Annotated in this window: 9 protein-coding genes; 1 reads left to right on the top strand and 8 read right to left on the bottom strand. The window is 73.0% G+C overall.

Annotated features, from left to right (window positions below):
* The first annotated feature begins 213 nt into the window (after nt 1-213).
* Nucleotides 214-1,383, top strand: a complete 1,170-nt coding sequence (locus ABZ854_RS29725) for a globin domain-containing protein (protein ID WP_361216733.1) — start codon at nt 214-216, stop codon at nt 1,381-1,383.
* A gap of 25 nt (nt 1,384-1,408) precedes the next feature.
* On the opposite strand, the gene ABZ854_RS29730 is transcribed toward ABZ854_RS29725, so the two are convergent.
* Genes ABZ854_RS29730 through ABZ854_RS29765 form a run of 8 tightly spaced genes read right to left on the bottom strand, consistent with a single transcriptional unit; the run spans nt 1,409 to nt 12,350 of the window.
* Nucleotides 1,409-3,376 (bottom strand): hypothetical protein, encoded by a 1,968-nt coding sequence (locus ABZ854_RS29730; RefSeq protein WP_361216736.1) that lies wholly within the window; start codon nt 3,374-3,376, stop codon nt 1,409-1,411.
* A 2-nt stretch (nt 3,377-3,378) separates the two neighbouring features.
* Entirely contained in the window at nt 3,379-4,341 is a 963-nt protein-coding gene (gene larE, locus ABZ854_RS29735) for an ATP-dependent sacrificial sulfur transferase LarE (RefSeq protein WP_361216739.1), read from the bottom strand.
* A gap of 29 nt (nt 4,342-4,370) precedes the next feature.
* Entirely contained in the window at nt 4,371-5,276 is a 906-nt protein-coding gene (locus ABZ854_RS29740; RefSeq protein ID WP_361216742.1) for an NAD(P)-dependent oxidoreductase, read from the bottom strand.
* Nucleotides 5,273-6,487: a nickel pincer cofactor biosynthesis protein LarC gene (gene larC / locus ABZ854_RS29745; RefSeq protein WP_361216745.1), complete on the bottom strand. Its 1,215-nt coding sequence runs from the start codon at nt 6,485-6,487 to the stop codon at nt 5,273-5,275. Before larC ends, ABZ854_RS29740 begins: the two co-directional genes overlap by 4 nt.
* Complete coding sequence (gene larB, locus ABZ854_RS29750; RefSeq protein ID WP_361216748.1) at nt 6,484-8,595, bottom strand: nickel pincer cofactor biosynthesis protein LarB; 2,112 nt, start codon at nt 8,593-8,595, stop codon at nt 6,484-6,486. Before larB ends, larC begins: the two co-directional genes overlap by 4 nt.
* Nucleotides 8,567-9,550, bottom strand: coding sequence for an SMP-30/gluconolactonase/LRE family protein (locus ABZ854_RS29755; RefSeq protein ID WP_361216751.1), 984 nt, complete (start codon nt 9,548-9,550; stop codon nt 8,567-8,569). Before ABZ854_RS29755 ends, larB begins: the two co-directional genes overlap by 29 nt.
* A complete protein-coding gene (locus tag ABZ854_RS29760; protein ID WP_361216755.1) occupies nt 9,547-10,200 on the bottom strand; it encodes a bifunctional 4-hydroxy-2-oxoglutarate aldolase/2-dehydro-3-deoxy-phosphogluconate aldolase in 654 nt (217 codons plus the stop codon). The genes ABZ854_RS29755 and ABZ854_RS29760 overlap by 4 nt, the downstream gene beginning before the upstream one ends.
* A complete protein-coding gene (locus tag ABZ854_RS29765) occupies nt 10,197-12,350 on the bottom strand; it encodes an ABC transporter ATP-binding protein (RefSeq protein ID WP_361216758.1) in 2,154 nt (717 codons plus the stop codon). The genes ABZ854_RS29760 and ABZ854_RS29765 overlap by 4 nt, the downstream gene beginning before the upstream one ends.
* Between the last annotated feature and the right edge of the window lie 3 nt (nt 12,351-12,353).

Genomic DNA, 12,353 nt, shown 5'->3' on the forward strand with positions numbered 1-12,353 from the left:
AGCACGGCCCGGTCGGCCCACCCGTGTACGTGCGTGAACGTGCCTGTACGTGTGGGGCGCACGGAGGACACCCACACCGCTCACCGCCCGCGAGCACTTGCCCGCCGCTGCCCACTCCCGCCACCGCCGAAACCTAGGCTGCCGGGGTTGAGCAAACCTGCGCCGGGGCGAACGTCCGAGGTACTCATGATTTCGACATCGAGCCGTGAAACCGTGCGGGACAGTCTGCCTCTCGTCGGACATTCCATTCACGAGATAGCGAAAGTCTTCTACACCACGCTCTTCGACGAGAATCCCGTTCTGATCGAACGACTCTTCAACCGGGCGAATCAGAGAACAGGCGAACAGCAGGCCGCCCTGGCCAACGGTCTCGCGGGATTCGCCGCGCTGGTCGTCCACCGTCCGTACATCGAGATCAACACGGTACTGGCGCGCATCGCCCACAAGCACGCCTCGGTCGGCGTCCGGCCCGACCAGTACCAACTGGTCCACGACCACCTGATGTCGGCGTTCTCCAAGGTGCTCGGGCCGGCCGCGTCCGAGAAACTGCTCGCGGGATGGAGCGAGCTCTACTGGCTCGTCGCACGCGCCCTCATCGCGAAAGAGGCCGAACTCTACCGGCGGTTCGACATCGAGCCCGGGAAGAACTGGCGCAAGTGGCTGGTCGTCCAGCGGGTGCAGGAGACCAGGAACGTCGTCTCCCTGCTGCTGGAACCGGCCGACACATGGCCCGCGGACCCGTTCCAGGCCGGCCAGTACGTGAGCGTCGCCGTCCCCGTGGGCGAATGGTCCTTCCAGATCCGGCAGTTCAGCATCTCCTCCGCCCCCGGAGGCGACCGACTGCGCATCACGGTCGAACGCGCCGGGGTCCCCGGCCGGCCCGCGGGGCAGGTGTCGGCCCACCTCCACGATGACGTCACCCTCGGCAGCGTCCTGCTGCTCTCACCGCCGTTCGGTGAAGTCGTCCTCGACGACTCGACCAGCCCCCTCCTGTTCATGTCCTCCGGAGTGGGCGTGGCGCCGTTGATCGGCATGCTGCGCCACCTCGTCAACACCGGCGACCAACGGCAGGTCACCTACGTCCACTTGGACTCACGTACCGAAGATCATCCTCTCCGGTTCGAGCTCGAGGAACTGATCGCCGCACTGCCGCACGCTCGCCGCGTGCTGGCCTACCACGACACGACACGAGCCCCCGCGGGCTCCCTCCCGCTCCCGCTGGACTTCGAGTCCCTCGCCCTGCCGCGCAACGCGCGCGCCTACCTGTGCGGACCCTCCTCCCGCATGCGCCAGTGGCGGGCCTCCCTCGTCAAGGCGGGCCTCGACCCCGTCGCGATCCGCTACGAGGTGTTCGGCCCGGACCTCTGGCGTACCTACAGCTAGAGATCCGGGCCGGGGCGCACCGCGGTCAGGCCGGGTGCAGTTCCAGCACGGTGATGCTGTGGGCGGGGAAGTTCCAGGTGAAGTTCCCGGTGCCCACGGAGGTGCTCGCCTGGTCGATCTGGACGGCGTTCGGCGACGTCCGGGTGTTGTACGACTGGTAGCTGGATCCGGCCAGCGTCCAGGAGTCCACCGAACCGGTGTGGGCGTACGCGCTGCCGGCGGTGACGGTGGCGGACACGTCGTTCGTGGGGTCGCGGTTGATGACGGTGATGAGCACGTTGCCGGCGGCGTCCTTGGAGCCGAGCGGCACCAGCGAGGTGAGGGTCGCGCCGTTGGACAGAGTCCGGGACGGGTTGTTCGTCACGGAGTTCTTGATCCGGTCCTGGCCGGCCATCTTCGACATGAGCTGGATCGCCAGGGCCGCCGGCTCGGTGACCGGGCCCTGGGTCGCGGTCACCGGACCGCCGAACAGAACGTTGTTCAGGTGCGAGACCTGCAAGTCCTTTGGCGGCGCGGAGAACGTGTAGTCGATCAGGGCATGCCGCTCCGCCCCCACCACGTGAGACGCCGTCTGGGCCAGGATCCAGTTGCGCAACTGCTGGGCGTTCAGCAGGGCCTGGGACATCCACATCAGCGAGTTGGGGTACTGGGTGTTGCCGCCGAAGCTCCCGTACTCGCTCAGCAGCAGCGAGACCTGGGCGGCCCGGGAACCCGCGTACGTGGCCATGTCGGAGTGGACGGTCGAGACCGTCGTCGCCTGCGCGGCCGGCGTGTTCATCAGCTGGCCCATGTAGTCGTCGGCGTCGGTGTAGGTCTTCGGGTCCGACACGTACGGGTGGACGACCACGCAGTCGTACGGGTGGCTGGATCCCATGACCTGGAAGAACGGCTTGGTGTCCAGGGAGGAGCAGACCGGCAGGCCGAGTGCCACCTGCTTGATGGCCGCGTAGAAGTCGACGAAGCCCTCGTGCGGCCCCGACTGGTAGGTGGAGGTGAGCACGGCCCCGGACGGCGGCTTGTTCCCGTGGGTTCCGTCGCCGAAGGTCACCTTGCCGGTGGCGGGGTTCAGTGCGTACGCGTTGACGGCGCCCACCGAGGACAGGTCGCCGACCTGTGTCCAGGCGACACCGTTGACGTACACGGTCGTGGCCGAGCCGACCACGGGGGCGTACCGGATGACGTACGACTGGTCCGCCGCTCCCGTGCCGACCCCCGCGGAGTCGCGCCAGTCGTCGGGCTGGGACAGCCGCTGCCCGGTGAACGACGTCGTCCCGCCGAACGCGTACAGGCAGGCCACCTTGTCCACGGACGCGCAAGAGGAGTCGGTGTACGAGACGGGAGTGCCGCCCATCCAGTAGGTCTGGCCCTGGTAGTAGGGCTCGTTGCTGATCTCCGCGTAGGAGATCGGATAGGGCGCGGTGTGCCCGTTGTCGGCGCGGGTCTGCGCCCAGTCGGTGCCGCCGTCCGTGTTCACGCCCGGGGTGCCGGTCATGTACGACACGAAGTCGGCCGCCTTCTGAGCGGTCTCGGTGACGAAGTTCAGCATGAGGTCGCCGGTGGTGCCGGTATCGTCGAGCAGCTTGCCGTACTCGTCCGGGCCGAACGTGCTGTCCAGCGGAAGGGGGGCGCTCGTCTGCCCGTTGACCTGGTTGGAGCGGGTGGACTGGGCGCCGATCGCCTTGTCGAACTGGAAGGTGTTGGCCATCGTGCCGCCCGGATAGCGGATCATGGACAGCTTGTTCTGCTCGATGGCGCTCTCGACACTGGGGTACGTCAGTCCCGTCGCCGGGTCCGAGGCGCCGCTGCCGTTCAGGCCGTACCGGTGGTTCGCGCCGAACAGCAGCGGGCTGATGTCCTGGCCGGTGATGTTCGACGGGTCGACGGCGACCGTCACGGTGGTCGCCGACGCGGGCGGCGTGGCGGCGGCGAACGCCATGAGCGCCAGCACGGGCACCATGACACCGAGCCGCCACCCTCTCCTTCTCCTGGCCATGCTCACTCCTTCTTCCCTGTGCCTCGCGCGGCGGGACCGGCGAGAGTGTGGTCACCGGACGGAATGCCGGCCGGTGCGGCGCCGGGGGACGCGGCGATCTGGTAGAGGCCGCCGCTGCGCAGACCCGTGAGGTCGAGACAGACCAGGGGGAAACCGGCGGCGCGGACGGCTTCGAGTACCTCGTCGCGGCAGGCCATGAGGTCCGCGAAACGGCTCTCGGGCACCTCCACCCGGGCGACGGTCCCGTGATGGCGGACCCGCACCGCCGTGAACCCCAGGTCGTGCAGGGCGGCTTCGGCCGTCTCCACCTGGCGGAGCTTGTCCGCGGTGACCTCCGAACCGTGCGGGATGCGGGACGCGAGGCAGGGCGCTGCGGGCTTGAGCGCGTTGGGCAGTCCCAGCGCGGCAGCGAGCCCGCGGACGTCCGCCTTGCGGAAGCCGGCGTCGGCCAGCGGGCGCAGGACGCCGTGCCGGGCCGCCGCCGCACTGCCGGGGCGGTCGCCGCGGGCGACGTCGTCGGCGGTCTCGCCGTAGGCGACGGCGTCCAGCCGGTACCGCGTGAGGAGGGTGTCGTCGACGGTCTGGAACAGGGTGTCCTTGCAGTGGAAGCAGCGGTCCAGCCCGTTGCGGCGGTAGGCGGGGCGGTCCATCTCGCCGGTGGCGATCTCCACCAGTTCGACACCGAGGGAGGCGGCCAGTTCGCGGGCCCCGGTGAGTTCGCGGGCCGCGAGACTCGCCGACACACCGGTGACGGCCACGACGTGGGAGGGGCCGAGCGCCCGCGCGGCCACGGCGAGCAGCACGGTGGAGTCGACCCCGCCGGAGAAGGCGACGCCGACGCGCCGCGCACCCGCGAACACGCGGGCCGCATCCGACTCCAGGCGCCGCAGGCGCGCGTCGCCCGGCTCGGCGGTGAGCACGCCGCTCAGGGTCTTCGTAGCGGTGGTGGCGGTGGCGGTCGCCATGTGCGCCTCCCTCTGTGGTGTCGGGCGGGTCAGGTGGTGGCGCGGCGGGCGCGCAGCGTGTCGATGAGGACCGAGGTGTCCAGGGCGCCCGTCTCCGCGGTGTGGGCCGCCGCGGTCAACGCGAGGACGGTGTGCGTGACTTCGGCGGGAGCGGACAGCGCCGTGGCCAGGGCGGCGCCGAGCCGGACGTCCTTGTGCAGCAGGGCCAGGGAGAAGGTGGGCTCGTGCTCACCGCGGACCATGCGCGGGCCGACGTCGTTGAACAGCGGCGACACGGTGGCCGCGCCGGATCCCCTGACCACGTCGACGAAGCGGTCCGCGGGCATCCCGGCCCGCTCGGCGAGATCGATCACTTCGGCGGTCACGGTGTTGATCGCGCCGAACATCAGGTTGTTGAGGATCTTGACGAGGGAACCGGTGCCGACCGGCCCGACCGGCTCCACCGCCTTCGCGATCGTCCCTACGGCAAGGCCGGCGACGGCGGCCACGTCCTCGTCCGAGCCACCCGCCGGGAGGGTCCAGCCCCCGCATCCCGACGGCCGGCCGAGCACGGGGGCGTCGACGAACCGGGCCCCCGCCGCGGCCAGTTGTGCACCGGCCCGACGGGAGGTGGCCGGCTCGACGGTGGACAGGTCGACGACGAGCCGGCCCGCGGCGGCCGGCACCAGTTCGGCCACGACCGACAGCACGTCCGCGGGTTCGGGCAGCGACAGCAGGACGATGTCGGCCGCGCGGGCGACGGCGGCCGAGCCGCTCACCACCGTGACGCGGTCGCCCGCGGCCCGCGAGCGGGCGGCCTCGTCGATGTCGTGGCCGACGACGGCGATACCGGAGGCCGTGAGCGCCGCGGCGGCACGGCCTCCCATGGTGCCGAGACCGATCACTCCGACGGTCACGTTCGGCGGGGCGGTCGCGGGCGCTACGGGCGTGCTCATGAGAGGGGCTCCACTTCGCTGGCAGGGTCAGGACGGTTCTCGGTGGCCCAGTAGGCCGCGGCGGCGCGGGCCAGGACGTGCTTGGCGGGCTGTCCCGTGGCGCGTGCGACGGCCGCCACGTCCTCCCATTCCGGCTGGGCGTTCACGGTCCGGCCCTCCCAGCGGGCGGTCTTGATCCGCACGGGCCGTCCGTCGACGTGGACCTCCGTGAACCCGCGGTCCAGCGCGTGCTTGGCGACCGGATGCTCCCGGACGCCGATCGCCGAGGTCTGCGTGAAGATCACCCGGCGGACCGCGTCGGCGTGCCCGGCCGGTGTCAGGACGCGCAGCGTGTGCGCGGGCCGGCCCTTCTTCATGAGGATCGGGACGGTCCAGGCGTCGTCGGCGCCGACGGCGAGCAGCGCGGCCAGCACGCCGGGCCACAGGCGCGGATCGAGGTCGTCGACGTTCGTCTCGACCACGACGTCGGGACCACCGTCGCCGGCGACCGCCGCCGTGACGCCGGCCGGTTCGCCGAGCAGCAGCCGTACGAAGTTCGGCCCGCCGGGCAGATCCCGGTCCCCGGCACCGCTGCCGCAGGTGGCGACGCGCATCGCGGGCTGCGGGCCCCAGCCGGTGCCGAGCGTGGCGGCCAGGGCCGCGCCGGTCGGCGTGGTGAGTTCCACCTCCGCGGGGCCGCCGTGGGTGGGACGTCCGGCGAGCAGGGCGACCACCGCGGGGCCGGGCACGGGCAGGCGGCCGTGCGCGGCCGGTACGGAGCCACCGCCCAGCGCCACCGGCGAGACGGTGAGCCCGGTGAGGTCCAGGTGGGCGAAGCCGGCGCAGACGCCGACGATGTCGGCGATGGCGTCGAGGGCGCCGACCTCGTGGAAGTGGACGTCCTCCGGGCGGGTGCCGTGCGCGGACGCCTCGGCGTCCGCGAGTGCGGCGAACGTGCGCAGCGCCGTCTCCCGGCCCGCGAAACGGGCCCCCTCCAGCAGCGACCTGATGTCGCGCCAGGTGCGGTGGGTTGCCGCCTCCACGCCGTCGACGTGCACCTTCGTCGCGGCGAGACCCGCGCGGGTGACGTGTTCCGCGCGCAGCACCACCGGTGCGGGCGCCACCTCGTCGACCGCGGCCTGAAGCCGGGCGAGCGGAACACCGGCGTCCACGAGCGCCCCGAGGAGCATGTCGCCGCTGACACCGCTCGCGCAGTGCAGCCACCCGATCATCTCCGGCTCCCGGCGGCCCGCCGGGCCACGCGCGCGGCGTGCACGCCCGCCCCGTAGCCGTTGTCGACGTTGACCACGACGATCCCCGGGGCGCAGGAGTTGAGCATCGCGAGCAGCGCGGCCTTCCCGCCGGCGCCGCTGCCGTACCCGGTCGACGTCGGAACGGCGACCAGCGGCACCCCGGTGAGTCCGCCGACGACACTCGGCAGGGCGCCCTCCATGCCGGCGACGACGACCAGCGCGTCGGCGGCCTCCAGGCGATCCGTGACGGCCAGCAGCCGGTGCAGTCCGGCGACCCCGACGTCCCGGATCACCTCGACACCGGCGCCGTGCACCGCGGCGGGTCCGTCGGCGGTGCCTGCCGAGACCACCACGACCCGGCCGTGCGGCTCGGGCAGCGGGCCGAGCCGGGCGCACCGCGCCTCCCGGTCCAGCACGGCGTCCGGCAGTTCCGCCTCGACCCGGGCCAGCGCGGCGGCGTCGAGGCGGGTCGCCAGTACGGCCCGGTCGGCGTGGTGGGCGGCGAGCGCGCGCAGCGCGCCCGTCACCTGCTCGGGAGTCTTGCCCTGCCCGTAGACCACCTCCGGGTCCCCGGTACGGCGCCTGCGGTCCAGGTCGAGGCGTGCGTAGCCGAGGTCGAGGGCCGGCGCCCCGCCGTCCGGCACGGCCTCGTGCGCGTTCCCGGTCATCGTCCGGCCGCCGACACGTGGTAGGCGGGCCTGGACAGTTCGGGTACGACGAGGACGCGGGCGTCCCGGCCGGCGCGTTCGCGGGCCTCGGCGAGCGCGTGCTCGACGGACGCGGCCGGTATGCCGCCCATACCGCGGGCGTATCCGGGTTTGCGCGCGCCGGCGATGTAGACGGCGTCGGCCGACGTGCGGGTCAGCCCTCCGACGTACAGCATCGAGAACGCGTGGAAGGGATGGTAGGCGTGGTGCCGGCGGTACCGGGTCGATCCACTCGTGGTCGGTGCACAGCTCCTCTTCGAGCCGGACCATGTCGGAGGGGTGGTGCACGGTCTGCAGACCCTCGTAGGCGGCCCGGTACGAGGGGAACTCCCGCTCGTTGAACCAGCCGTCGCACACCGCGGCGGCGACGACGACCGGGCGGGGCACGAGCGCGTTCTTGGCGCGGGCTATGGACGAGCCGATCGCCTGCATCATCAGCACCGGGTTGGAACCCATGCCCGGGCCGTAGTGGAAGTCGCGCGGCATGCCCAGCAGCAGGATGTCCGCGGGCGGTCCGGGCAGGGTCACCTGGGTGCGTTCGGTGGCCAGCGGCCAGGCCGCGCCCTCGACCGCCGAGATGGCGCCCGCGTAGACGCCGAGCTGGCGCGACTCGCTGTCCAGGACGGCGTCGACCGCGAAGAACGGGCGGGGCATCGCCCACTCCATGCGCTTGCCGATGGAGGCCAGTTGGTGCCGGAAGTGGCTGTGGGTCGAGATCGGCAGGAAGTCCTCGCGGTACAGGCTGCTCGGTGAGTGGTGCCCGCGGATGGAACGCCAGGTCGTCAGGCCCGTGGCGGGCATCTTGTAGCCGCCGCTGAAACCGCCGTACGGGTTCCCCGCGGTGTGCCCGATCAGGACGGTGAGGTCGGACTCCACGAGCCGGCGGTTCATCTGGACGACGTCGCCGAGGCTGGAGTCGTCCAGGGTGACGATGCCGTCGGGGTCCTCCGCGTCGTGGTTGACGACCTGGCCGGGCCGCAGCCGGGCGAGGTTCTCGGCGCCGAGGTACGCCTCGAACTCCGCGCGGTGGTTCTTGCGGTGCAGGCCGATCGCGCACACCAGGGTGATGTCGCCGAGCGCGACCCCCGCGTGGGTCAGCTCCTCCAGCAGGACCCGCAGGGCGACCCTGCGGTGGGCCGTCGCGTGCGCCCCGCCCTTGACCCGGTCGGGGAAGGCGATGGTGACGGTCGAACCGGGTCCCACCTGCTCGCCGAGGGGCGGGCAGCCCAGCGGTGCGCGGATCGCGTCGCGGGTGGCCCCCAACGGGTCCGCCAGCGGCGGTGGTTCGTGGTGAGCACGGCCGGCGCGGACGACGACCGAGTTCTCCGGCAGGTCGACGTCGACATGGCCGTCACCGTATTCGAGGGACACCGCGGGCATGGGCCTGCTCCTTTCCGGCGGTCGCGGGCGTCAGCACGCGGAAGACGGGGGTGACTCGGGAGGTGGAGGTGGAGGTGACCTGGGAGGCGGGGGGCCGGCCGAGGACACCGGGGGCGCCGCGCACACCGGGTTCGCAGGCCAGGAGGCGGCCGGCCCAGGGCTGTGCGCGGCGGCCCGCCTCGTCCAGCCGGTTGCTCGCGGTGGTGACGAACAGCGTCCGCAACCCCTCCCCGCCGAACGCGCAGCTCGTCGGGTACTGGACGGGCAGGCGGAGTTCACCGGTCCGGCTGCCGTCGGGGCCGTAGCGGCGAACGGCCCAGCCACCGAACAGACACACCCACACGTGCCCTTCGGCGTCGACGGTGATGCCGTCCGGGTTGCCCGCACCGGCCTCGATCCGCGCCAGTACCGACTCGGCGGTGATGTCGCCGTGCGCGTCGACCTCGTACCCGCGCACCTGCCGTGTCGATGTGTCGACGTGGTAGAAGCGGGTCCCCTCGGGGCTCCACGCGATCCCGTTCGACAGTCCCAGCCCGCGGACCAGTTCCACGGGCTCGCCACCCGCCGGATCGACCCGCCACAGTCCGGCCGGGCCGCCCTCGTGACCGGGCAGCACCATCGTGCCGATCAGCAGGCGGCCCTGCTGGTCCCAGGCGCCGTCGTTCAGGCGCATGTTCGCGCGGTGCGGGAACGACACCCACGGCCGGGGCGGTGCGCCGTCCGCCGGCAGGAACAGCAGGTCGTCACCGCGGGCGAGTACGGCACCCGAGGGCAGGGGCAGGTACAGGGCGAGCGGCGCCCCGAGGTCGCGGCTGACGGTCCGGCCCGTTCCCGGCGTGGTGCGGTGCAGGACGCCGCGCGGGATGTCCACCCAGGAGACGGTGTCCGTCTCCGGGTCCCAGACGGGCCCTTCGCCGAGGCCGGCGACGACGTGCGAGACCGGTGTGACGATCATGCCGGTGCCTGCGCCCTCCGGACGGCGGCGATCCAGGCCCGGGCCGAGACGCGCAACGCGCCGAGGTCACCGGTCTCCAGGGTGTCCGCGTGCAGGGGAGCGCCGATGCCGAGCGCCGCCGCACCGGCGGCGAGCCACGGCCCGACGTCGGCGAGCCGCACACCGCCCACCGGGACCAGCCGCAGCGACGGCAGCGGCACCGTCAGCGAGGCGAGGTAGCGGGGGCCGAGGGCGTCGGCCGGGAACAGCTTGAGCAGCCGGGCACCCAGGGCGACGGCGTGCAGGGCCTCGGTCGGGGTGGACACGCCGGGCAGGACCGGAAGGCCGTGCGCGCGTCCGTGACGCAGCGCGTCCGGGCAGAGCGCCGGGCTGACCAGCAGCCGGGCGCCGGCGTCGATGGCACGACGGGCGTCGCCCGCGTCCAGGACGGTGCCCGCGCCGACCACCACCGAGTCGCCGAGGCGCGTTGCGGCCTCGGTCACGGCGGACAGGACCCCGGGCGTGGTCAGCGGGAACTCGATCGCGCGTATCCCCTCCTCCGCGAGGACCTCGGCGGCGTCCGCCAGGTGCGCGGGGGTCGTGGCCCGCAGGATCGCGACCACCGGCAGGTCGGCCAGCGCCGCCTCGAACGCGCTCTCGTCGGGACTCACAGGTGCTCCTTGCTCAATGCCGGTATGGGCAGCGGCACGGGGCCGCCCGCCGTGAGTTCGCCGGCGAAGTGGCACGCGGCCGCGTGACCGGCGGCCGTGAGGGACAGCGCCGGCCGCTGTTCGCGGCAGACGGTCCGCTCGGGGTGGACCGCGGGCCCGATCGGGCAGCGGGTGTGGAACCGGCACCCTGGGGGCGGTGCGGTCGGGGCCGACACGTCGCCGGTCAGGACGATCCGCTCCCGGCTGCGTTCCACGGCCGGGTCGGGTTCCGGGACCGCCGACAGCAGGCTGACGGTGTAGGGGTGCTGGGGGCGTGCGGTCACCTGCTCGGCGGGGCCCTCCTCGACGATCTGGCCGAGGTACATCACCGCGATGCGGTCGGAGAGGTGACGGACCGTCGCCAGGTCGTGGCCGATGAACAGGTACGTCAGACCGAGGCGTCGCTGCAGATCGGCGAGCAGGTTCACGACCTGGGCCTGGAGCGACACGTCCAGGGCGCTGACCGCCTCGTCGCAGACGATCAGCTCGGGCCCCACCGCGAGGGCGCGGGCGATGACGACGCGCTGACGCTGTCCGCCGGAGAACTCGTGCGGGTAGCGTTCCGCGACCGAGGGGTCCAGGCCGACGAGGTCCAGCAGTTCGGCCACCGCCGCGTCCAGTCCGCTCGCGTCGGCCCGGTGGTGCAGCCGCAGGGGCTCGGCCAGCGCCTGACCGACCGTCATGCGCGGATTCAGCGAACTGTAGGGGTCCTGGAACACGATCTGGACCTTGCGGCGCAGCGTACGCAGTTCCGCCCGACCGGCCCGGCTCTCGTCGCGGTCCGCGTAGCGCAGGGTTCCGGCGGTCGGGCGCTCGATGCCGAGCACGACCTTTCCGAGGGTGGACTTGCCGCAGCCGGACTCGCCGACCAGGCCGACCGTCTCACCGCGCCTGAGCCGGAGATCGATGCCGTCCAGCGCGCCGACGGCGGGGCTGCGGCGGGTCCGTCCGGGGAAGGTCTTCCCGACGCCTGCCAGGCTCAACAGCACCTCACCGCCATGGCTGTCGCCGTCGCCGTCCGTGCGGGCCGGGACGGGGTGGCGCTCCGCGGCCGGCGCGTGCCCCCCGTCCCCGTCGCCGTCGACGCCGTCGCGGGGGACCAGCCTGCCGCCGGTGCTGCGCCAGCAGTCCCAGGTCCGGTCCTGGCCGCTGGACCGGGGCGGGCGCTGGGTGGCGCAGATGTCGTCGGCGTGCGCGCAGCGGTCCGCGAACGCGCAGCCGGGAGACGGCAGGAGCAGGTCCGGCGGCCGGCCCGGGATCGGGACGAGCGGGATGTCGCGCCGGGCGCGCAGCCGGGGCGTGGCGGCGAGCAGGTCCCGGGTGTACGGGTGCCGCGGCTCGGCGAACAGCGCGTCGACCGGGCCCTGTTCGACGATCCGGCCGCCGTACATGACGGCGGCACGGTCGCAGATCCGGGCGACGACACCGAGGTTGTGGGTGATCAGGACGATCGCCGTGCCCAGTTCCCGGTTGAGGGAGGCGAGCAGGTCCAGCACCTGGGCCTGGACCGTGACGTCCAGCGCGGTGGTCGGTTCGTCGGCGATCAGCACGTCGGGCTCGTTGGCGATGGCCATGGCGATCACCACGCGCTGCCGCATGCCCCCGGAGAACGCGTGCGGATAGTCCGCGAGCCGGGCGTCCGGATCGGGGATGCCGACCATCGCCATCAGGTCGCGGGCCCGCGCGGTGGCCTGCGCGCCGGTGAACTTGCCGTGCGCGAGCATGCCCTCGACGAGCTGGTCGCGGATGCGCATCACCGGGTTGAGGCTCGACATGGGGTCCTGGAACACCATGCCGATGCCGGCGCCGCGGACCTGCCGCATCGCGGCCTCGTCCAGCGAGGTCAGGTCCCTGCCGTGGTAGAGCACCTGGCCGGACTCGACGCGGCCCGGCCGGCGGACCATCCCCATCAGGCTCATGGCGGTGACGCTCTTGCCCGAACCGGACTCGCCCACGATGGCGAGGGTCTCGCCGGCGTCGACGCGGAAGCTGACGTCCTCGACGGCGTGGACCACGCCGCGGTCGGTGTGGAAGCGGGTGACGAGGTTGCGGACGTCCAGGACGGGCGCGGGGCGGCCGCTCTCGGGGTTCGGGGGCGGTGGTGCGGACACGGG

The organism is Streptomyces sp. NPDC047028, from assembly GCF_040644095.1.
Taxonomy (GTDB): Bacteria; Actinomycetota; Actinomycetes; order Streptomycetales; family Streptomycetaceae; genus Streptomyces.